This is a genomic window from Pseudoalteromonas sp. S3431, assembly GCF_000690035.1.
In the GTDB taxonomy this organism is placed as follows: Bacteria; Pseudomonadota; Gammaproteobacteria; order Enterobacterales; family Alteromonadaceae; genus Pseudoalteromonas; species Pseudoalteromonas fuliginea.
In genome coordinates, this window is record NZ_JJNY01000044.1 from 15838 (window position 1) to 37402 (window position 21565).

At 38.8% G+C, this 21565-nt stretch carries 20 protein-coding genes and 1 other RNA gene; 7 read left to right on the forward strand and 14 right to left on the reverse strand.

Going from position 1 to position 21565, the window contains the following annotated elements; all coding sequences use genetic code 11:
- Window positions 1–47: 47 nt before the first annotated feature.
- Window positions 48–1247, reverse strand: a complete 1200-nt coding sequence (gene tyrS / locus DO88_RS08275) for a tyrosine--tRNA ligase (protein WP_007378401.1) — start codon at window positions 1245–1247, stop codon at window positions 48–50.
- Window positions 1248–1570: 323 nt separating this feature from the next.
- Between tyrS and DO88_RS08270 the strand changes: the two genes are divergently transcribed.
- Window positions 1571–2884, forward strand: coding sequence for a peptidoglycan DD-metalloendopeptidase family protein (locus tag DO88_RS08270; protein WP_033039639.1), 1314 nt, complete (start codon window positions 1571–1573; stop codon window positions 2882–2884).
- A gap of 74 nt (window positions 2885–2958) precedes the next feature.
- Here the strand turns inward: DO88_RS08270 and DO88_RS18955 are convergent, their stop codons facing one another.
- From DO88_RS18955 to DO88_RS08250, 5 genes are all read right to left on the reverse strand, one after another.
- Window positions 2959–3135, reverse strand: coding sequence for a hypothetical protein (locus DO88_RS18955; protein WP_007378927.1), 177 nt, complete (start codon window positions 3133–3135; stop codon window positions 2959–2961).
- 13 nt (window positions 3136–3148) lie between these two features.
- Complete coding sequence (locus tag DO88_RS08265) at window positions 3149–4120, reverse strand: aldo/keto reductase (protein ID WP_033039641.1); 972 nt, start codon at window positions 4118–4120, stop codon at window positions 3149–3151.
- A gap of 139 nt (window positions 4121–4259) precedes the next feature.
- Complete coding sequence (locus DO88_RS08260; protein ID WP_007378925.1) at window positions 4260–5390, reverse strand: sodium ion-translocating decarboxylase subunit beta; 1131 nt, start codon at window positions 5388–5390, stop codon at window positions 4260–4262.
- A gap of 13 nt (window positions 5391–5403) precedes the next feature.
- On the reverse strand, window positions 5404–7185 hold the full coding sequence (gene oadA / locus DO88_RS08255) for a sodium-extruding oxaloacetate decarboxylase subunit alpha (protein WP_033039644.1): 1782 nt from the start codon (window positions 7183–7185) through the stop codon (window positions 5404–5406).
- An 11-nt stretch (window positions 7186–7196) separates the two neighbouring features.
- Window positions 7197–7439: an OadG family protein gene (locus tag DO88_RS08250; RefSeq protein WP_007583814.1), complete on the reverse strand. Its 243-nt coding sequence runs from the start codon at window positions 7437–7439 to the stop codon at window positions 7197–7199.
- A gap of 519 nt (window positions 7440–7958) precedes the next feature.
- On the opposite strand from DO88_RS08250, the gene DO88_RS18750 reads away from it, so the two are divergent.
- The gene (locus DO88_RS18750) at window positions 7959–8132 is read left to right on the forward strand and encodes a DUF1328 domain-containing protein (RefSeq protein WP_002961939.1); all 174 of its coding nucleotides are present in this window, start codon (window positions 7959–7961) and stop codon (window positions 8130–8132) included.
- 58 nt (window positions 8133–8190) lie between these two features.
- Window positions 8191–8382: a hypothetical protein gene (locus DO88_RS08240; RefSeq protein WP_007378921.1), complete on the forward strand. Its 192-nt coding sequence runs from the start codon at window positions 8191–8193 to the stop codon at window positions 8380–8382.
- 863 nt (window positions 8383–9245) lie between these two features.
- On the opposite strand, the gene DO88_RS18575 is transcribed toward DO88_RS08240, so the two are convergent.
- The 3 genes from DO88_RS18575 to rsmI all read right to left on the reverse strand — a co-directional run bounded on the left by DO88_RS18575 (window position 9246) and on the right by rsmI (window position 13698).
- Window positions 9246–12167 carry an RICIN domain-containing protein gene (locus tag DO88_RS18575; protein ID WP_050482445.1) on the reverse strand — a complete coding sequence of 974 codons (2922 nt, stop codon included), beginning with the start codon at window positions 12165–12167 and terminating at the stop codon, window positions 9246–9248.
- Between the two features lie 252 nt (window positions 12168–12419).
- An RNA gene (rnpB, locus tag DO88_RS18580) (RNase P RNA component class A) lies at window positions 12420–12799 on the reverse strand.
- A 41-nt stretch (window positions 12800–12840) separates the two neighbouring features.
- A complete protein-coding gene (gene rsmI, locus DO88_RS08235) occupies window positions 12841–13698 on the reverse strand; it encodes a 16S rRNA (cytidine(1402)-2'-O)-methyltransferase (RefSeq protein ID WP_033039646.1) in 858 nt (285 codons plus the stop codon).
- A gap of 61 nt (window positions 13699–13759) precedes the next feature.
- Between rsmI and DO88_RS08230 the strand changes: the two genes are divergently transcribed.
- From DO88_RS08230 to dolP, 4 genes are read left to right on the forward strand one after another with little or no spacing between them, the layout of a single operon-like run.
- On the forward strand, window positions 13760–15637 hold the full coding sequence (locus DO88_RS08230; protein ID WP_033039649.1) for a penicillin-binding protein activator: 1878 nt from the start codon (window positions 13760–13762) through the stop codon (window positions 15635–15637).
- A 10-nt stretch (window positions 15638–15647) separates the two neighbouring features.
- Window positions 15648–16019 (forward strand): YraN family protein, encoded by a 372-nt coding sequence (locus DO88_RS08225; RefSeq protein ID WP_007379078.1) that lies wholly within the window; start codon window positions 15648–15650, stop codon window positions 16017–16019.
- A 60-nt stretch (window positions 16020–16079) separates the two neighbouring features.
- Window positions 16080–16673, forward strand: a complete 594-nt coding sequence (locus DO88_RS08220; RefSeq protein WP_007379077.1) for an SIS domain-containing protein — start codon at window positions 16080–16082, stop codon at window positions 16671–16673.
- Window positions 16666–17232 carry a division/outer membrane stress-associated lipid-binding lipoprotein gene (gene dolP / locus DO88_RS08215; RefSeq protein WP_033039652.1) on the forward strand — a complete coding sequence of 189 codons (567 nt, stop codon included), beginning with the start codon at window positions 16666–16668 and terminating at the stop codon, window positions 17230–17232. The genes DO88_RS08220 and dolP overlap by 8 nt, the downstream gene beginning before the upstream one ends.
- Window positions 17233–17330: 98 nt before the next feature.
- On the opposite strand, the gene DO88_RS08210 is transcribed toward dolP, so the two are convergent.
- The 5 genes from DO88_RS08210 to petA all read right to left on the reverse strand — a co-directional run bounded on the left by DO88_RS08210 (window position 17331) and on the right by petA (window position 21075).
- Window positions 17331–17768, reverse strand: coding sequence for a ClpXP protease specificity-enhancing factor (locus DO88_RS08210; RefSeq protein ID WP_007378323.1), 438 nt, complete (start codon window positions 17766–17768; stop codon window positions 17331–17333).
- The gene (gene sspA, locus DO88_RS08205; protein WP_007378322.1) at window positions 17768–18394 is read right to left on the reverse strand and encodes a stringent starvation protein SspA; all 627 of its coding nucleotides are present in this window, start codon (window positions 18392–18394) and stop codon (window positions 17768–17770) included. Before sspA ends, DO88_RS08210 begins: the two co-directional genes overlap by 1 nt.
- Window positions 18395–18473: 79 nt before the next feature.
- Window positions 18474–19223 carry a cytochrome c1 gene (locus DO88_RS08200; RefSeq protein WP_008135840.1) on the reverse strand — a complete coding sequence of 250 codons (750 nt, stop codon included), beginning with the start codon at window positions 19221–19223 and terminating at the stop codon, window positions 18474–18476.
- On the reverse strand, window positions 19220–20485 hold the full coding sequence (locus tag DO88_RS08195) for a cytochrome b (protein ID WP_007378320.1): 1266 nt from the start codon (window positions 20483–20485) through the stop codon (window positions 19220–19222). The genes DO88_RS08200 and DO88_RS08195 overlap by 4 nt, the downstream gene beginning before the upstream one ends.
- The gene (gene petA, locus DO88_RS08190) at window positions 20485–21075 is read right to left on the reverse strand and encodes a ubiquinol-cytochrome c reductase iron-sulfur subunit (protein WP_007378319.1); all 591 of its coding nucleotides are present in this window, start codon (window positions 21073–21075) and stop codon (window positions 20485–20487) included. The genes DO88_RS08195 and petA overlap by 1 nt, the downstream gene beginning before the upstream one ends.
- Window positions 21076–21565 lie beyond the last annotated feature (490 nt).

Below are 21565 nucleotides of genomic sequence, written 5' to 3' on the forward strand. Positions count from 1 at the left end.
GCCAAAAAAAACCAGCCGAGGCTGGTTTTTACGTTTTTAAACTGTGTTTAAGCTACAGTGATGTTTGCAAACTTACGTTTACCTACTTGGTAAATAGCCGTTGTGCCTTTTGCTATTTCAAGTTTGGTATCGGTGATTTTATCTTCACCGTTAAGTTTAACTGCACCTTGCTTAATCATACGCATTGCTTCTGATGTACTTACGACTAAGTTTGCTTCTTTAAGCAAGTTAGCAATTAAAATAGCATCTTCGGCAATTGTTACTGTCAGCTCAGGGATTTCATCTGGCAGCGCTTTTTTCTGAAAGCGTTGAATAAAATCATTATGAGCAGCTTGTGCATCTTCTTCACTATGAAAACGCGCTATTAACTCTTTTGCGAGCTCAATTTTAATATCGCGCGGGTTAGTACCTTGTTCAACACGTTCTTTTTGAGCTGCAATTTCCTCAATAGAAAGCGCGCTCAATAAATCGTAATAACGCCACATTAGCACATCACTAATTGACATTATTTTACCAAACATATCGTTTGGCGCATCAGTAATACCAATATAATTACCAAGCGACTTAGACATTTTTTGAACGCCGTCAGTGCCTTCAAGTAATGGCATCATTAATACTGTTTGCGGTTTTTGACCCTCTACTTTTTGTAGCTCACGGCCCATTAACAAGTTAAAGCGCTGATCAGTACCACCCAGTTCAACGTCAGACTCTAGTGCAACCGAATCCCAACCTTGTACAAGTGGATATAAAAATTCATGAATCGCAATTGGCTGACCGCTACCGTAACGCTTTTTAAAATCATCACGCTCAAGCATACGCGCAACGGTTTGATTAGCAGCAAGTTTTATCATACCTGCAGCGCCTAACTTTTCCATCCAAGTAGAGTTAAACGCAACTGTTGTTTTTGCTGGATCAAGTATTTTAAATACTTGCTCTTTATACGTTTCAGCATTAGCCAGTACATCTTCACGAGTAAGTGGTTTACGCGTTACATTTTTGCCTGTTGGGTCACCAATCATGCCTGTAAAATCACCAATTAAGAAAATAACCTCATGACCAAGATCTTGAAAGGTTTTCATTTTATTAATTAGTACAGTGTGCCCTAAATGCAAATCGGGTGCTGTTGGATCAAAACCCGCTTTTATTTTTAGCTTTTTACCCGTCTTTAGTTTTTCAACTAATTCGTCTTCAATTAATATTTCTTCTGCACCGCGTTTTATCTCTGCAAGAGCGGTTTGTAAATCCACTGTGTATTACTCCAAAATTCTGCCAACGAAAGAGGCGACTAGCTAGTTGCGTTATCTCGATTTAATACAGGTTTAAACCAAGATTATATATGTAACTAACATAACAAATTTTACCTAATTAAAATAACTTTTTAAGTGATTAATGCAACTAAACATAATACGTATAGTCTGAGTTAACGAAGCAGTTAAAAAAGGTCTTCAAACCTCGATTCTAGCGCAATTCAGCGTTAGTTTAAATCTACAAAACACTAGTATTCGCACATTATTAGGTATATCCTGCAATATTATGTATTTATTATCTTGACAGCAGAAAAAGGCACGTTATGGTTCACGTGGTTAACACCCTCCCCAAAAAACACAAATTGCTTATTCTAGGTTTGGTTTCTGCTATTGCCGGCTTGCTCTTTCTTCCTTCTGAAAAAGCAACTGCATCTAAAGATAATAGTGTAAATGCACTAGAGATTGGTAAGCGCTATGAGTTACAAGTTAAAGTTGATAACAACGAAAAATTAACTGAGTTAAATTCAGAGCAAGCAGCAGAAAAGTTACCAGAATACGACTTTGTCGATCATAAAGTTAAAAATGGCGACAATTTAGCAATTATCTTTAAGCGTGCTGGTTTTTCGGCTCAAACGCTTCATAAACTAATTAACACTAATGCAGAGACTCGAAAACTGACTAAAATTCACCCAGGTGAAATACTTAGTTTTGCGACAGCTGAAGATGGCTCTTTAGCTCAACTGCGCTATGTAATTTCAAAAACAGATACTTTATTTGTTACCTTAAACGAAGAAGGTAACTACGATACAGCTATTGATAGCAAAGAAATTGAAACGCTAACCAAAACCGCTGGCGGCGAAATATCTAACAACTTTTGGACTTCAGCAATTGCAGCAGGTTTAAGCGAACGCCAAATAATGAACTTTGCTGACATATTTGGTTGGGATGTTGATTTTGCAAACGACATTCGCAAAGGTGATGTATTTGGCTTAATTTACGAGTCTCACTATGTTGATGGCGAGTTTATTGGTACCGGTAAGATTATTGCAGCTGAATTTATTAATCAGGGTCAACGTTTTGCTGCTATTCGCCATACCGACGGCAATTTTTATACGCCTGAAGGGCGTAGCATGAAAAAAGCATTTTTACGTGCACCTGTAAGCTTTAAGTATATTAGTTCGAGCTTTAATCCTCGCCGCTTACACCCTGTTACTGGGCAAGTTAGAGCGCACCGTGGTATCGACTTTGCAGCACGCACCGGTACACCAGTTGTTGCATCTGGTAACGGTAAAGTAATTAAAGCGGGTTACAGCAAGTACAACGGTAACTACGTATTTATTAGCCATGGTACGCAATATGTAACTAAGTACTTACACCTAAATAAGAAGCTAGTTAAAACGGGCCAAAAAGTTAAACAGGGCCAAAAAATTGGTACTGTAGGTTCTACAGGTCGTGTTACTGGTGCACATTTACACTATGAATTTTTAGTAAATGGCGTTCACCGTAACCCTAAAACTGTAAAACTTCCTAAGTCAGAGCCATTACCTCGCTCAGAACTTGCCAAGTTTAAACCTATTGCTGATAACTTTATTGCCCAGCTTGAGCGCAATCGCGAGCTACAGTTAGCACTTAAATAAAGTTTATTAATAAACATTAAAAAAGCCTTTGCGGGGTTAACCTGCAAAGGCTTTTTTGTATACGCTATAAACCATTAGTACATTAGTACATATATGAGCTGAATAACTAAAGACACCATCACTAATGGCCAAATATATTTACTGTATTTGGTTGCGCCGTTGAGCCCTATTTTAGTTTGATACTTTTCAAGTAACGGAATAAGCACAGCAAGTGCTACAAACAAACCAATTAAAATAACGAATATATTCATATCAGTGCCCTACTTATGGTAGCTCATGCCCTTTAGCGCTCACATAAAGTGCATACCAATGCTCACGAGTTAGCTCTACATTTACAGCATCACAAGAGGCTTTAATTCGCTTAGCGTTAGTCGTCCCAATAATTGGTTGGATCGATGCGGGATGGCGAAGCAACCATGCAAGTACAATTGCCTCAGCAGAAGTACCATAAAGTGCTGCCAGCTTATTAACTAAAATACTGGTGTTTATATCGGCCTGCGATGCATTTGATAAATCACTACCAGTGTACAAACCTTGGCATAAACTGCCCCAGCTTTGAATTTGGATTTCAAAATGGCGACAATACTCAATACTGCCTGGTGTAAAATTGAGATCTTTACCGTCACTGTTACCGGCATATATGCCTTCATCAACAAACTGATGTTTTTGCAGGCTCGCTTCTATTTGATTGGCAACAATTGGCATGTCGAGCGCATGTTGTAAAAAGTTCATTTGGTGCTGCTGCATATTAGATACTGCAAAATTGCGTACTTTGCCACTTTCTTTTAAACAACTAAATACACGTGCAATTTCATCAACTTCCATGAGTGGATCAGGGCGGTGCAACATAAGTACATCTAAGTACTCTGTGTTTAATCGCTTTAAGGACGCTTCGACTGATTGCTCAATCCATTTAGCTGAAAAATCATAACGCTTCGGCCCTAAGTCATCTTCAAATCGAATCCCACACTTAGATTGAATATATATATGTTCTCTAAGCTCTGCTCGCTCACTTAGCGCTTTACCAAATACTTGCTCGGCCTTACCAAAGGTATAAATATCAGCATGGTCAAAAAAGTTAATACCACTTTCAATGGCGTTATCTATACATTCATGAGCTTGCTTAACATGTGCGTCAGTGATTGCGTCTTTATTCCAACCGCCGCCCAGACCCATACATCCAAATACAAGCTTACTAACATTAGGTAAATATTTTGCTAAAGGTGTGTGGAGCATTATGACTATCCTTAAAATTGCGAAGAACATCCACTTTAAACAAAAATACAGAAACAAGAAACTATTAACGACGAGAAATAAAAGCAAAAAAAAGCGCAGTAAACTGCGCTAAATCATTTATTAACTACCACGTTAATTATTAGCCAACAAGCGCTAATAAAATACCCGCAGCAACGGCACTACCAAGTACACCTGCTACGTTTGGTCCCATTGCATGCATAAGTAAAAAGTTATGTGGGTTACTTTCAAGGCCCACTTTATTAACTACTCGTGCCGCCATTGGCACAGCCGATACACCTGCCGCCCCAATTAATGGATTTATAGGCGTTTTAGATATTCGATTAAGTCCTTTTGCCATAAATACGCCAGATGCCGTACCAATTGCAAAAGCCAGTGCGCCAAGCACTAAAATACCAATCGTCTCAACAGTTAAAAACTTATCTGCTGCTAATTTAGACCCTACAGCTAAGCCTAAAAATATAGTTGTAACATTGATGATTTCGTTTTGGGCACTGTTACTTAATCTATCAACAACACCCGACTCCCGCATTAAGTTACCTAAACAAAACATACCTACAAGCGGTATAGCAGCCGGTAAAAACATTGCCGTTAAACTAAGTACCATAAGGGGGAAAATAATCTTTTCCTTTTTAGATACCTTACGTAATTCAGGCATCTTAATTTGGCGCTCTTCTGGTGTCGTTAACGCACGCATAATTGGCGGCTGAATAATTGGCACAAGTGCCATGTATGAATATGCAGCTACCGCTATTGCGCCTAGTAAATCAGGTGCCAGTTTTGATGCTAAAAATATTGCCGTTGGCCCATCGGCACCACCTATAATGGCAATAGCTGAGGCATCTTGTAAGGTAAACTCAAAACCTGGTACATAGTTAAGTAATATAGCGCCAAACAATGTAGCAAAAATACCAAACTGTGCAGCCGCACCTAATAACAACATACGTGGGTTTGCAATAAGCGCGCTAAAGTCAGTCAGCGCCCCCACTCCCATAAATATCAACAGCGGAAAAATCCCCGTATCAATACCCACATAATAAACGTAGTACAAAAGCCCACCTGGGTCTGACAAACCTGCCACTGGTACATTTGTTAAAATTGCACCAAAACCAATAGGTAGTAATAATAATGGTTCAAAGCCTTTAGCTATCGCTAAAAACAGTAATAAACACCCTACCGCAATCATTATTAACGATGGGATTGTAAAGTTAGCAATGCCTGTCGCATTCCAGAGGTTTAAAATACCGTCCATCCTCTATTTACTCCTAAGCTAATGCAATCATAGCGTCGCCGGTAGTTACAGCATCGCCTTCACTAACTAACACTTCAGCAATTGTTCCGGTATGCGTAGCGCGTATTTCAGTTTCCATTTTCATAGCTTCCATAATAATCACTACATCACCTTCGTTAACAACTTGCCCAGCTTTTACCTTAATCTTAAAAATATTACCGGCTAGAGGCGCGTTAAGTGTTTCACCTGATGCAACCGAAGCAGATTGAGGAATGTGCTCAGAGTCTTTTAATGTTACTTCCTTAAGTTCACCACCTTTCGCCACTACTACGTCATAAACTTTACCATCTACTTTTACGCTGTACTGCTCAGCCTTCACTTTGTTATTATTTGAAGCTGATTTAGAAGGTGCTTTACCGCTTTTATCTTCAACAGAAGGGACTGGCTCAAATGCATCTGGGTTGTTGCGGTTTTTAATAAACTTCAAACCAACTTGTGGGAATAATGCATAAGTTAGTACGTCATCAATTTGGTCATCAGCCAGTGTTAAGCCTTGCTCTTGCGCTTCTTTTAATAACTCAGCTTCAAGCGTTGCAAGTTCTGGTGCAATATTATCTGCAGGGCGACAAGTAATAACTTCTGCTCCATCAAGCACACGCTCTTGTAGCTCTTTATTCATTGGTGCTGGTGTTAAGCCATATTCACCTTTTAATACGCCAGCAGTTTCTTTAGTAATTGTTTTATAACGCTCACCTGTTAGCACATTAAGTACCGCTTGAGTGCCAACAATTTGCGACGTTGGTGTTACTAAAGGTAAAAAACCAAGATCTTCACGTACACGTGGGATCTCAAGTAAAACCTCATTAAGCTTATCGGCTGCGCCTTGCTCTTTAAGTTGGTTTTCCATGTTTGTAAGCATGCCACCAGGTACTTGAGCTAGTAAAATACGCCCATCAACCCCTTTTAAGCTACCTTCAAATGCCGCATATTTTTTACGCACATCTCTAAAGTAAGCAGCAATTTCTTCTAGGTGGTTTAAATCAAGCTCAGTATCACGCTCAGTCCCTTCAACTATCGATACAATAGTTTCAGTTGCAGAATGTCCATATGTCATACTCATTGATGAAATAGCGGTATCGAGCATATCAATGCCTGCATCAATCGCTTTTTGGTAAGTAGCAGTACTTAAACCTGTTGTAGCGTGGCACTGCATAGCAATAGGAACAGATACGGTTTCTTTAAGTGCTTTAATTAGTTTTTCAGCATCGTAAGGCTTTAATAAGCCCGCCATATCTTTAATACAAATTGAATGACAGCCTAAATCTTCTAATTGCTTAGCAAGAGTCAGCCACATATCAAGTGTATGAACTGGGCTAACTGTGTACGAAATAGTACCTTGAGCGTGCGCGCCTACTTTTATAGCCGCTTTAATCGCTGTTTCTAGGTTACGTACATCATTCATTGCATCAAATATACGAAATACGTCAACGCCATTTTTATGTGCGCGTTCTACAAATTTTTCAACTACGTCATCAGCGTAATGGCGGTAGCCTAATAGGTTTTGACCGCGTAATAGCATTTGCTGTTTAGTATTAGGCATCGCTTTTTTAAGCGCACGAATACGCTCCCACGGATCTTCGCCTAAATAACGAATACACGAATCAAATGTAGCACCGCCCCACGATTCAATAGACCAATAACCTGCATCATCTAACTTGCTAGCAATCGGTAGCATATCGTCTAAACGCATACGTGTTGCGAGCAATGATTGGTGCGCATCGCGTAATACCAATTCTGTTAATTTTAATTTAGCCATGTGTGTGCCCCTTATTTATTATTTGATTTGTACTGAGCAATGGCAGCACTAATAGCAGCGATGTGCTCATTAGGCACACCTTGAGATTTAAAAGACGGTGATTTAGCTGGTGATGCTTCTGGTTCGCTATAGCGCGTCACCAAATTAGACATAAGCGTTACTGCACCAATTAATATCGACAGAAATACAAACACCCCAACCATACCAGTAAGCATTAAGCTACCAGCCGTTGTGAGTAGAGCACCTATATCCATTTTTCTCCCCCTTGAAACCCATATCGAAAATAAAAAATCGATTTAATTAAATATTTATTCACTGGATAATAACAAAACTAATTATTTTGTCTACTTCTTGTAAATTGGTAAAACCAATTAAACTATAATCAACATAAAACTCAACTAATTTACATACCAGAACCCTGCAATCACGCAGCCTACAATAGTTACAGGAAATAATGACTATAGCTAATAGTTATATATAAGTTGTTAATTAACTATCCGGTTAAATAAGAAAAACATGAAAAATCATATGAAACACAAAAACAAAGGAACAATTGTTAATTGGTCTTACCAAAATAAATGTATTTAGTGAATATTTACAAGCAATGTGTAACGGTGTGAATAACTTACATAGCAAAGCGTAAAAGTTACTAATCAACTAATTGCCCAAAACACACAAAAAAACATAAACACATGATATTAAACAACAATACACTTTGGCATGTAACTGGCATTAGTTATTGTGAGCAAAATTTATAAACCAAGGAGAAAACAATGTTACGCTGGACAATCACATTTTTAGTTATTGCTTTAATCGCTGCAGTGTTAGGTTTTGGTGGCATCGCAGGTGCCGCAGCTGGTATAGCAAAAATTATATTTTTTATCTTTCTAGTACTTTTAGTGATTTCATTAGTTTCAGGTGCACTACGTGGTAAATCGCCCAGGTAGATAATCCATCGGACTAACAAACACTTATACTTAATCAACACTTACAAGGAATTACATTATGAATTCAACAACTGTAAAAGCAGCACTAATCGGTCTATTCGCAAGTTTTTTCATCATGGGTTGTGAAGACAATCATGCTGAAGACGCAGGTGAACGTATTGACGAAGCAGTAACTGACGTGCAAAACAAAGTAGAAGATGCATGTGAAAATGTTAAAGAAGGCGTAAACGCTGAAGAAACTAATTGTTAATTCTTCTTTTACTAAAAAAGCGGCTCTCAAGAGCCGTTTTTTTGTCTTCATACGTCCTCACGGAAGTTATGTAACTCAGCCTCGATTGATTATGTACTAGAACAAAACTGATGCTTTGAGTTTATGTTGGCGCATGATATTAACTACGCAATTTATGCTGTATTACTCCCCCACGCTTTACATCCAAGTACTGCTATACAATACACGACTCTTTGGTCAGCTTAAGTAAATGATTATCTTCAACTGTTATATTAGCCTGAACTCTGGTTAATAGATTTACTAACATATTGAATTATATTGATATTTAAATTTATTTTCTCTAGCCAGAGGTTTTCAGTGAAAACAAGGCGAATTTACGCGTCAATAGCTGGCCTATTGCAAGTAAATTCAACATAGTTAGCGCTCAAAAGAGCTGTTCGAGATAGGTTTATTATCCAGAGTTCAGGTTATATTAGTCAAAAGCTTTTCAAACATCCCACAAAAATTGCCAGCTGGAATAAAAAGTAGTAAAAGTCGATATAAGTTACCCAATTAAAATAAGTGGTGGGACCACGTTAAATGATGAACTTTAAAAGTATTTAGTTATATATTTCATCAAAAAACCAACAATACCAGTAGTCTAAATGGTTACTTTTCGAATTTAGAAGTGTGTTGGATCGCGCTCCCGTGAAGTGACATAAATAAAAACATTATCTATATAATAATTAAAAAACGATATTGAAGAGCTTTATGATTGAACTCGAGATAGTTTAAATAGCTTTCTTTACTTATCAGTTACGCAAAATATGTTACTGGATCTAATTTTTTTATTATTCAATGCACATAAAGCCCAGAGTTTACTCTGAGCTTTAAAATTAATCACTTTAGAAACTAAACCTCTGAGAGTTACTCTGTGAACATATAGACTGTGTTATTTGTACGGCATTATTGATGCCATCAATTCCACCTAAAATATCAATACACTTTTCACTGTGCTTATTTTGTAGTTGAAAATAACCACCTGCTTCAGCTAAGAGCTTAAATGCTTGGTTATCATTTGACTTATCGCAGGACCACTGATGGATAAGTGCTCCACTTTGAATCGAAGATGTTTTATCTATACACTTGTTCGTTGAAACATTCCTAATCCCCCAATAACCATTCAAGCGTTTTTCAAACAAAAAGAGTTGGTTAGTATTATTATCTGAACATGTGTATTGCTGAAGCTTCACTCCATCTTCTTGCTTACCTTTTTCAACATCTAAACACTTATTACTGCTTTTAGATACAAGTGACACATTCCCTTTAGGGGGGACAACACCAGCAACTGAAATGCCAACTTGACTAGTTGCCACTAAATTTGTTCTCCAATCTCCATCTACAGGGCGAATTGAGCCTTTTAAAATATAGCCTTCTGTTCCGATTACAGGTGGAGTACTCAGCACGACCTTTACATCAACTTTATCAGTTTTGGGCCCAACTCTCACTCGGCCTTGCGCTAACCACTGATCTTTCTGCCAAATCTCAACTACGACATCTCGTTCTTCAGTAGCTGCGTAATCAACCGTAAAGATATGTGCTAACTTACTTTCAAGCCTTGTCACCACCTCACTAAAAATAAAATTATCTGCCGATGGAATTACATTATTCTCAATTGAAATATTTGATATCACTTTATATTCTAGGGCAGTTTTCCAATCACCACCTTCAGGCCTAACACTTAATTTGAATGCATAGCCTGTTTCCCCTTCTACTGTTGGTGTAACTGTATCGATAGTAAACACAGCTTGTGAACTACCAGCCGCAACAGTAATCTTTTTTTGTGAAACCCATACATTATTTTTCCATAGCTCTAAGACTAAGTCTCTTTTTTTACTAACACTATAATCTACAGCAATATCGTAGCTACTTGCACTTGGGAGACTGTTAATAGCATAAGCAAATTTTGCAGTTTCATCAGCTACGGTTTCACTAGATTCATTATTTACTTGTAATACCATAGAGGCGATTCTTCCGCCTTTATCCGAAAAGGTAACACTCACTGTATTATTTTCAGATAATAGAGCGTTTTCTACAGGTACTTCGATCACACCGAAAAACGATCCCCTAGACGACTGCTCTCCTCCCTTCCAATTCTGATTTACATTTACTTCAACGCCATTTACTTTAACGATAGGCTGTAAAGATGCACCGTGATTACGACCTAGGCTCATTCTGATAACCGATTCCCCCGCTTTTACATTTACACCGTTAAACGAAAATGTATGACTAGTATCAGCTAAAATAGGCACTAAATGTTCTGCTGCGTAATACTGATTGACTTGTTGTTCACCCTCAAAATATATTGGTTCTTCAAAAGTGTATTCCCACACCACAGTACTACCAGGTTCCATAGCGAAGTTAATTGGCGAAGGAACATAACCTTCTGAGTAAGTAGGGTTTTTATTACTTCGAACAACTAAGTGCTTTTGCTTTACTTTAGTGATATTACCTAAGCTATTCACAAAATCTAAATCGACGGATTCCCAAGAATCGGAGAGGGTATTTAAAGCAACGTATGCCTTTTTTCCGTTTACAAAAGCATTTACCTGGATGTCTGGATTTGTAGTCGTTACTTTTACACGATTACCTTTTACATCAGACCATAAACGATAAAAGTCAGCTCTTTTTGTCCACAAAAATTTTGTAGGCTTACCATTCACAATGCTATTTATATCAGGACGAAGTAGATCAGCTCCATATGGGTTCCAGTTATTCCCTGCATTGTAATGCCAGCTGCTCTTCATCGTGTTAAAAGGAATGGTTGTAAGAAGGCGATCTTGTCTATCAAAAAATTGCATAATCATTTTATTTTGTGACAATAGTGACTGGGCAGAACGAATATCTGAATATCTTTCACCAAAGCCTTTTTCTATTCCACCGTATTCAGTAATCGCAATAGGTTTAACTGTATTCCATTTAAAATGACTATAAGTTTCGAGTAAATCTAATAATGACTCAACATTACTACCTGAACGTTCATTACTAGCCCCTGTTACATTCACACCATCATACGGATGTATAGAAAACCCATCCATATAAGGGCCTGCTTTGTCCATGAAATTTTTCATTCGTCCATTGAAATGATTAAAATCCCATAACTCCATTGATGGCCAAGCACTTGAATAACCAATTACTTTTGTTGAAATTCCTTCTTGATCAAACCTCTTACCAATTTCTTTAAAAATATTAGTCATATGTGTCCGAACAGCTTCTTGGTCGTTACCAAAATCTCCAGCATGAACAAAAGGTTCATTCATAGGCTCATAAAAAGCAGGGCGAGTGATATCATCGTAATTATGTTTAAAGTAATTTGCAGCCCAAGTTGCGGCTAGAACAGGATCCTGTGTTCCTGACATCGTATTTCGAGGGTGATCTGTGACAACATAATTATTAGAAAAATAAGGAAATTTATTAGAGTTTTTTGTATTAGCTATATTTCTTTTCCCACTTGAAATAATATCTGCTTGGCTTGGATAAGGCGCCCCCCCTTTATGGGCTGAAAAAGGGCTCCAAAAAATTCGTCCGTAATCAGCATGTAGCTCATTCTTAATAAAATCTAACTCGGCAATCGTCATGTTATTTGTAGAGCTTATTCCATGTATATTAAAATATTTTGAGCGGTCAAGCTCTGAGATACCCCCGATATATTTTTTTGTTTTAAAATCAATTGTAGCCGTTGTAGCTGCAATTGATGCATTCATGAAACCTAATGAGGCCACAAATACAGCCCCTAATTTAGAGCCTAAACTCAAACGAAACTTCATATTTCACCTGTTACTGTTGATTTAAAAACCAACAGTACCCACAGAAGGTACATCAAGGTATCGGTAATTTGTCGTATTTTAACGGAAAAACAAATATAAATAGATATCATTTAGCATAAGATATTTATAGCCATAAAGTATAGGAAGTTAATTTATAAATAGGAAATTATTGATAATAAAATATGAACTGGAGTCAAATTACCTGTAAACACAAAAAAGCCCGCAGCGTTAACTGCGGGCTTTTTTATTGAATGAGTGAGTCAGCCGGTAAGCCGGGTTTTGTCCTTTCCGAAGAAAGTGATAATCATTCGTCTAGGCCATAAATCGCTCTATGGCTCAAGCAACCTACCCGGTTCTCACGTGGGCCACGCGTTCATTATTTAAAATGATAGAACCCTATTTGGTCTTGCTCCGAGTGGAGTTTACCTTGCAACCGACTATTACTAGCGGCCCGGTGCGCTCTTACCGCACCCTTTCACCCTTACCAACCCGAAGATTGGCGGTCTCCTCTCTGCTGCACTTGTCGTGGGCTCACGCCCCCCAGCCGTTAGCTGGCACTCTGCCCTATGGAGCCCGGACTTTCCTCCCCCTGATCATTTTCGTCACAGGCAGCGATCATCTTGGCTGACTCGGCGCGCAGTATACATGAGGCTAATACCAAGCGCAGTAAAATTTACTCTTTTTCTTCAATAATTGTTTTGTATAAAGCGTTTTTCTTCATTCCAAAGTATTCAGCAACCACGCCACAGGCTTTTTTCATTGGCATTTCACTCTCAAGAAGTGCCAACATTTTGCGCGCTTCAGGCGGAACATCGTCTATTTGCTTTGGTTTGCCCGCAAGCATCAGCACTATTTCGCCGCGCTGCTTGGTAGGATCATCTGTTAAAAACTGTTTAAGCTCACTTACACTACCATTAAAAAATGTTTCAAAGGTTTTGGTTAGCTCTTTAGCAAACACAACGTGTTGATCGTCGCCAAGTGCTTGGGCTAAATCATCAAGGCTTGCCATAATACGGTGCGTACTTTCGTACATTATGCTGGTGATACCTGAGTTAACAGCTTCGGTAAAAAAGTCTTGCCGAGCTTTGCTTTTAGCTGGCGTAAAGCCTAAAAACTGAAAGCGGTCAGTGGGTAAACCAGAACAACATACAGCGGTAATAGCAGCACACGCACCAGGTATAGGTGTAACATGCGCGCCTTGCTCACGGCATAAGTTTACAACCGCGTAGCCTGGATCACTAATTAGTGGTGTACCAGCGTCAGATACTAAAGCAATATTTAAACCTTGATTAAGTTGATCAATAATTTGTTGTGCTTTTTGCTTTTCGTTGTGGTCGTGTAATGCGAATGTTTTAGCCTTGATACCAAAGTGGCTAAGTAGCTTGCCGGTATGGCGAGTATCTTCAGCAGCTATTAAGTCAACCTGCGATAATGTCGCGATTGCACGATGACTTAAGTCGTCATAATTGCCAATTGGGGTGGCTACAATGTAAAGAGTGCCAATTTTCTGTGAATTCTCCTCATTTAACATTGAGGTCTCCTGCGTCAGTCAGTAATATAAGCAAATCGCGTTAACGTATTGGGAAATCATTGTGCGACTTAAACTAGTTAGTCTATTAATTATATTGTCAGGGTTATCGGCGTGCAGCACAACCGAAAAACCAACTAAAAACAGTGATAACTTCAGTAACAGTGCAAATGCATTAAAAAATCAAGCTACCAGCGCACAATCTATCTATCAATTGGCTCAAAATCGTCAAGGGGCTGATAAAATACAATTGTTGTATAGCGCAAGAGATGCAGCTATTACAGAGCAAAACTGGCCGCTACTAGAAAAAATAGGTAGCGACCTTGAATTAACAGCCAGTGTTGATCAAATTCAAAACCGTCTTTATATTGCGTTTTCGCAAAAAAAACAGGATAAAAATGCTCAAGCCTTGGTTATTCTACAATCGCTAGACGGGCAACTAACCCAACCCGAGCACTTTGCATGGCATCAGTTTTTAACTGCCAGTATTTACGCATCACAAAATTTTCCTAAAAAAGCGGCCCCTTATTTCTTTAGGGCATCTGAGACAGCAGCTAAGAATAATATTGAGATCCCACAGCTTAATCAAAACTTGTGGGATAACTTAAAAAAACTGTCATCTTATGCATTAGAGCGCTTTAACCGAGGTTCAGTAATTCAACAAGGTTGGGCTAACCTTGCCTTATATCATCAAGTATATACAAGCAGCGGTGTTGAGTTAGATCAAGCAATCAATAACTGGCGACGCCGCTATGTTGGACACCCAGCGGTAACGGTATTACCTAAACAAGATGAATTGTTTACAGAGTTTTCCCCTATAAATATAGAACGTTTAGTTATACTGCTCCCACAATCAGGGCCAAATGAGCGATTAGGCGATGCACTCAAAGCCGGTGTTCTAGCTGCGCTTGATAAACAAAACATTAGTGAAACTCTGTTTCTAGATGAAAACCTAAACACTGAAGAACTTGCAGCTAAAATTGAGGAAATAAACCCCGACTTTGTTGTTGGGCCTTTGTTAAAAGCCAATATTGATAAACTTACAGCAGCTAACACCTTGATAAATATACCGGCTCTGCATTTAAATACCTTTGATGGTGAGCGTATTTCATTGCAGCATTACTTCTTTGCACTGAGTCCTGAACACGAAGTAGAACAAGCTTTAGAACACTTTTTAGCCATGGGCTACCAAAAACCAATGTTGCTTGCACCTAATAATGTAAATGGCCAACGTTTAATTGACTACTTTAATTTACAGTGGCAACGCTACAGTGAAACCAAACCTCAGATTGGCCTGTATAATGATAAAAAAGACATGCCTAATACAATTACCAGCTTACTAGAAGTTGATAAGTCTAAAGAGCGTATAAAAACTGTAAAAGCACTTTTTAAACAAGAAGTAGAGAACGAAACGCGATCGCGTAGTGACATAGATGTTATTTACATTTTAGGTGATGCAATAGAAACCCGTTTAATTAAACCTTACCTTGATGTAAATGTAAGTACATTTGCTGATCGTATCCCACTTTATGCCAGCTCTAAAAGTCATAGCAAACAAATTGACCGTACAGATAAAGGTGATCTAGAAGGACTGTATTTTACTGAGCTCCCATGGATGCTTAACTCACAAGTTAAACTACATACCTTGCGAGCACAATATGACACTTTATGGCCTGAACAAGTTGATATAAGCCAGCGTTTATTTGCTATGGCGTATGATGCAATATTAGTACTTCCAGAAATAAGGCAACTAAGTATTGTGCCTGGCAACGAATTTAGTGGTTTAAGCGGTAAGTTATCTATAAACAGCAGTGGGCACATAGAGCGAACATTAAATTGGGCGCAGTATTCTAATCGTCGTATAAAACCTGTGCAGTTAAAAACGCAGCGCCCAATACCACTATTTATGCAATCAGCAAATACAATACAAACAAGTAATTAAAGGGGGCGACATGTCGTGGTTTAAAGAGCTGTGGCAAAATAGCCGTGAAAAAGGTCAATATTATGAGCTCCAAGCGCAAAAATATTTGGTATCTCAGGGATTAACCCCCATTGAGCGTAATTATTACTGCCCCTTTGGTGAGCTTGATGTCATTATGAAAGAAGGTGACACCCTTGTTTTTGTAGAAGTTAAATTTCGTAAAAACAATGCGCGCGGCGGCGCTAATTATGCATTAAGCCCGCAGAAGCAGGCAAGACTAAAACGCAGTATTTATCATTACTTAGCCGCTAAAAACTTAACAAATGAAGCGCTTAGAATTGATTATGTAGCCATTACAGGAGAATCATCTCCCAAAATTAACTGGCTTAAAAACGTATTTTAAATACTTAGGCAATATAGGCTTAAGTTCATATAAAGATTAAGTATAAATTATTGGTAGGCTATGCAAGATACAATTAAAGAAATTTTTACAGAGAGCATTCAAGTACAAATCGCTGCAGGTGAAGTATTACCCAGTGCACTTGAATCAGCAGCATTTACCATTGCACAAAGCTTGATAAACGGTAATAAACTCATTTGTTGCGGCACTGCAAATTGCCATATGCTAGCCCAACATATTGCGGGTGTACTTGTTAACCATTATGAAACTGAGCGGCCGTGTCTCCCCGCGATAGCTTTGTCTCAAGAAAATATAAATTTAGGTCAAAATAACCAAGGCGATGATCACGATACATTTGCGCGACAAGTTCGTGCTTTTGCCCAGCAAGGGGATTTACTTCTTGCACTTGCTATAAACGGTAACGAAAAACATATTATTTCTGCTGTAGAGGCTGCACTTACTAAAGATATGAAAGTAATCGTGATGGTCGGTGATGATGGAGGGGAATTAGTTGGCTTACTTGGCCCTAATGACGTTGAAATTAGAACCCCTTCTAAGCGCCCTAGCCGTATTATCGAATCGCATTTAGTTAACTTACACTGTTTAAGCGAACTTGTTGATTTAACCCTCTTTCCACAGGATGAAAACTATGTTTAAACGCTCCCTTATTGTTTTAAGTACTGTTGTATTATTGCAAGGCTGTGCGGCCGCTATTGTTGCAGGTACAGCTAGTGCAGTAACAGCAGCGAACGATCGCCGCACTATTGGCTCACAAATTGATGATAACAATATTGAGATAAAAGCCAGCATTGCCTTGAGTGAGGTAGAGCGCCTTGAGAAATTTTCTAATATCAATGCAGTAAGCGTAAACGGTATCGTTTTATTAGTTGGTCAAGTCGCAAATCAAGAAATGAAAGGTGAAGCTCAACGTACAATTGAAGACGTTGCTGGTATTCGTAAAATTCATAATCAAATCCGTATTGGATCAAATATTGGTATCACCACACAAACCCACGACTCATGGTTAACCTCAAAAGTAAAAGCGCAGCTACTCACTGCAAAGAATATTAGTAGCAATAATATTAAGGTAGTTACTGAGAACGGTGAAGTATTTTTAATGGGATTAGTCTCTGAGTCTGAATCTAATCAAGCAGTAAACATTGCACGTAATGTATCTGGCGTTGAACGCGTAATAAAAGTTTTTGAATATATGTAGTTGTAAAATGATAGATAGCCTAATTACATACACCGGCTCGCTTTTGTATCAGGCATAAAAAAACCGCTTAATAAGCGGTTTTTTTTGGCATTTATGTATTATTTAATAACACGTAAATGAGAGCCTTTTTTCTTTTCAGGCTTTTCTGGTGGTGCTTCATCAATAAATTCAGCTGATGAGTCAACACTTTCAAGCTCTGGAGCAAAGTCGTCTTCGTCCCCTAAAAACTCGTCTGCTGTAAAGACCGTACCTTCACCATTTTCACGTGCATATATTGCCAGCACTGCACCTAAGGGCACATACACTTGCATTGGCTGACCACCAAAGCGCGCGTTAAAGCTAAGTTGGGTTAGGTCTAACGAAAACTGTGTGACTGCTGATGGACTTATGTTTAAAACAATTTGTCCGTCTTGAACAAACTGTGTAGGCACTTGTACATTAGCAAACCCAGCGTCTACCACTAGATGTGGCGTGCATTCGTTATCAACTATCCAATCAAAAAAAGCACGTAATAAATAAGGACGATTAGGCGTCATTATAAACGAATCTCACGCTCAGCTTCAGTTAAAGAAGCTTGGAATGACTCACGTTCAAATAAACGGATCATGTATTCTTTAAGCTCTTTAGAACCAGCACCATTAAGCTCAATACCAAACTCTGGTAAACGCCACAGTAGTGGAGCTAAGTAACAATCTACCAAGCTAAACTCTTCACTCATAAAGTAAGGAGCTTCACTAAAGATAGGTGCTACAGCTAGTAATGCTTCTGTTAACTCTTTACGAGCTTGAGCTGCATCAGATGCGTTATTGATGATTTTTTCAGCTAGGCTGTACCAATCTGTATCAATACGGTGCATCATTAAACGGCTACGACCACGCATTACCGGGTATACAGGCATTAGTGGAGGATGAGGAAAACGTTCATCAAGGTATTCCATGATGATATTTGCCTGATATAAACCAAGCTCACGGTCAATCAGTGTTGGCACTGTACCGTAAGGGTTAATTTCGTGAAGTGCTTCTGGCAGGTTGTCTTTTTCAGCCAAATGAATATCTACACTTACACCTTTTTCCGCAAGTACAATTCGTACTTGGTGGCTATACATACAGTTAGCCCCAGAAAAAAGGGTCATTACAGGGCGCTTATTGGCAGCTACGGCCATGCCTACCTCCATTAAATCACTAAAACAGCAATAGGGGCTTAAGCCCCTATTGCAAAATTACCTTTAAATATGTTCAAACTTAATGAACATCTCTCCAGTATTCTTTCTTAAGCATAAATGCCAAGATAAACAGGATAATTAAAAATCCGATTACCTTAATACCTAATGCTTCCGACTCAAGACGTGAAGGTTCACCCACGTACTCAAGGAAGTTCGTTAAATCACGAGCTGCTTGGTCGTATTCATCTACGCTTAGTTCACCCGTACCATCTGTTTCAGTAGCAATAACTTTAGTCACAGTGTGACCATGCTCTTCTACTTCTTCAGTAATTGGCGTTGGCAAACCTTGCAGCTCTTGAAGAACATGAGGCATACCAACAGATGGGAAAACAATGTTATTTACACCAAACGGGCGAGATTCATCTTTATAAAACGATTTTAAGTACGTGTAAATATAATCTGGTGATTTTACACGAGCAATTAGCGTTAAATCCGGCGGAGCCGCACCAAACCATTTTGCTGCATCATCTTTTGTAATCGCGTTAGTAATATGGCTACCGACTTTAGAACCGTCAAAAATCAATTGTTCTAAACCAACCTCTGTTGGGATACCAATATCGCGAAAAGTACGTTCATAACGTTGATACTGCATTTGGTGACAACCAAGACAGTAGTTCATGAACAACTTTGCACCGCGCTGTAAAGATGGTTGATCAGTAAGGTCGTTATTCGCTTCCATTAAAGGAACCGATGGACCCGCTGCCATAACCATGTTCGGCAACAAGTTTACTGATAAAGCAAATAAACCAATAATAAGCTTTTTCATCATTTCGTTAACCTCTCTGGCAATGGCTTAGTTTTTTCGTTCTTACTGTATACAAACAACAGTACGAAGAACATAAAGTAAGTCACAGTACAGATTTGAGAAATTATCGTCTTAAGGTCTGTTTGTGGAGTTGCACCCACCCAACCTAAAAGAACGAAAGTAACAACAAAACCTGCAATGTTCCATTTATGGAAACCACAACGGTAACGAACCGATTTAACTCTACCACGGTCTACCCAAGGTAGTAACGCAAGTACAACAATCGATGCACCCATTGCTGCAACACCGATTAACTTATCAGGGATTGCGCGTAAGATTGCATAGAATGGCGTAAAGTACCAAACTGGGAAAATGTGCTCTGGTGTTTTAAGAGGGTTAGCTGCTTCGAAGTTTGGACCTTCTAAAAAGAAGCCATTCATCGCAGGCATAAAAAACACAACCCAACAGAACAATATTAAGAAACCAACCACACCCACAATATCTTTAACTGTGTAGTAAGGGTGGAACGGTATTGCATCAACAATATCTTTTTTGTCAGTGTAATACTCATGAAATTTAAATTTAGGTTTATCTTCTTCAGCTACAGAGCCTTTCTTACGCTTAATTTCAATACCTTCGGGGTTATTTGAACCCACTTCATGCAATGCAACAATGTGTAAGAAAACTAAGATTACGATAACCAGTGGGAGTGCAATTACATGTAATGCAAAGAAGCGGTTAAGCGTTGCACCCGATATTACGTAGTCGCCACGGATCCAAAGTGTTAAGTCATCACCAATAACCGGAATTGCACCGAATAGAGAAATGATTACCTGCGCACCCCAAAATGACATTTGACCCCAAGGTAATAAGTACCCCATGAACGCTTCAGCCATTAATGCCAAGAAAATAAACATACCGAATAACCACAGTAATTCACGTGGCTTTTGGTAAGAACCGTAGATCATGCCACGGAACATATGCATATATACAACGATGAAAAACGCTGAAGCACCTGTTGAGTGCAAGTAACGCAATAACCAGCCATATTCTACATCTCGCATGATGTATTCAACCGAGGCGAATGCGCCCTCAGCAGATGGCACAAAGTTCATCGTTAACCAAATACCGGTAAGAATTTGGTTTACTAGTACCAGCATGGCTAGTGAGCCAAAAAAGTACCAGAAGTTAAAGTTTTTAGGTGCTGGATACTGTGCAATGTGCATATTCCAAACACGTGTCATTGGGATTCGGTCGTCTATCCAACCAATAATCTTACCAAACATTAGACTACCCCTCTTTCTTCGCCCACTAAAATAGTGGTTTCATCTAGAAAAGTATAAGGTGGTATTTCTAAGTTTAATGGTGCAGGTACCGATTGAAAAACTCGGCCAGCCATATCAAATTTAGAACCGTGGCATGGGCAGTAGAAACCATCGTCAGTCCCTTCTACTTTTTCGCCAAAGTTACCTTGTAAAAAGCCAGGAGAACACCCTAAATGCGTACAAATACCTACAGCCAAAAATATTTCTGGGCGTAATGAACGGTAATCATTTGTTGATGATTCTAATTGTTGTGGCTCTTGCGATTGTGGATCACGAAGTTGACCTTCATGTTCTTTCATCTGCTCAAGCATTTTTGGGGTACGTGATACAACCCATACAGGTTTACCACGCCACTCGACACGTATTAATTGTCCCGGCTCAAGTTTGCTGATATCTACTTCCACAGGCGCACCCGCAGATTTAGCTCGCTCACTTGGATTCCAAGACGCAATAAAAGGAACAGCAGCCCCAGCCGCACCAACACCACCAACAACAGAGGTAGCTATGGTTAAAAAGCGACGTCGGCCATTGTCTACAGGCGCATTGCTCATCCACTTATCTCCACTTACGATTCTCAACACTTGCTATATTGAGAACATCAGTTACAGCAGGTTAATTATTCGAAATTTTTAAAATAGAAACGATCATAATTAAAACCCTTGATTAAAACAAGGTTATTCACAGTCTCATGCTCTAACACACCCTACTTCACCTAGGGTTCAGTAAGCCAGTTTGAGTATAGGGCCGAATAGTCATAATACCGTTTCTGTAAAAACTATGTACTGACCAAGATCAACGTCACTAAGCGAAAACTCTAAAACGGTGCGTAGTGTCGTAAAACTCGATCGTTTTACTTCCATGCCAATTGTAGCAAAAAATTCCACCAATTAACTGATGGATTTAAACTAATTACGATAATTATTTAACTTTTTTGCAGCTATCTGAGTATTTTTTAACTTTCGTTTATTAAATACGCTGTTATTGAGGAGTTTGATCAATACAAGTAACTGTAATTATTAAGCCTAGGCACGATAACGAGTC

Bases quoted from the DNA above. Each gene is read 5' to 3' on its own strand.
- oadA (WP_033039644.1), bottom strand. From the start codon at position 7,185: ATGGCTAAATTAAAATTAACAGAATTGGTATTACGCGATGCGCACCAA.
- DO88_RS08240 (WP_007378921.1), top strand. From the start codon at position 8,191: ATGAATTCAACAACTGTAAAAGCAGCACTAATCGGTCTATTCGCAAGT.
- DO88_RS18955 (WP_007378927.1), bottom strand. From the start codon at position 3,135: ATGAATATATTCGTTATTTTAATTGGTTTGTTTGTAGCACTTGCTGTG.
- dolP (WP_033039652.1), top strand. From the start codon at position 16,666: ATGTTTAAACGCTCCCTTATTGTTTTAAGTACTGTTGTATTATTGCAA.
- DO88_RS08265 (WP_033039641.1), bottom strand. From the start codon at position 4,120: ATGCTCCACACACCTTTAGCAAAATATTTACCTAATGTTAGTAAGCTT.
- DO88_RS18575 (WP_050482445.1), bottom strand. From the start codon at position 12,167: ATGAAGTTTCGTTTGAGTTTAGGCTCTAAATTAGGGGCTGTATTTGTG.
- DO88_RS08195 (WP_007378320.1), bottom strand. From the start codon at position 20,485: ATGTTTGGTAAGATTATTGGTTGGATAGACGACCGAATCCCAATGACA.
- petA (WP_007378319.1), bottom strand. From the start codon at position 21,075: ATGAGCAATGCGCCTGTAGACAATGGCCGACGTCGCTTTTTAACCATA.
- rsmI (WP_033039646.1), bottom strand. From the start codon at position 13,698: ATGTTAAATGAGGAGAATTCACAGAAAATTGGCACTCTTTACATTGTA.
- DO88_RS08250 (WP_007583814.1), bottom strand. From the start codon at position 7,439: ATGGATATAGGTGCTCTACTCACAACGGCTGGTAGCTTAATGCTTACT.
- DO88_RS08200 (WP_008135840.1), bottom strand. From the start codon at position 19,223: ATGATGAAAAAGCTTATTATTGGTTTATTTGCTTTATCAGTAAACTTG.
- DO88_RS18750 (WP_002961939.1), top strand. From the start codon at position 7,959: ATGTTACGCTGGACAATCACATTTTTAGTTATTGCTTTAATCGCTGCA.
- DO88_RS08270 (WP_033039639.1), top strand. From the start codon at position 1,571: ATGGTTCACGTGGTTAACACCCTCCCCAAAAAACACAAATTGCTTATT.
- DO88_RS08210 (WP_007378323.1), bottom strand. From the start codon at position 17,768: ATGACGCCTAATCGTCCTTATTTATTACGTGCTTTTTTTGATTGGATA.
- DO88_RS08220 (WP_007379077.1), top strand. From the start codon at position 16,080: ATGCAAGATACAATTAAAGAAATTTTTACAGAGAGCATTCAAGTACAA.
- DO88_RS08225 (WP_007379078.1), top strand. From the start codon at position 15,648: ATGTCGTGGTTTAAAGAGCTGTGGCAAAATAGCCGTGAAAAAGGTCAA.
- sspA (WP_007378322.1), bottom strand. From the start codon at position 18,394: ATGGCCGTAGCTGCCAATAAGCGCCCTGTAATGACCCTTTTTTCTGGG.
- DO88_RS08260 (WP_007378925.1), bottom strand. From the start codon at position 5,390: ATGGACGGTATTTTAAACCTCTGGAATGCGACAGGCATTGCTAACTTT.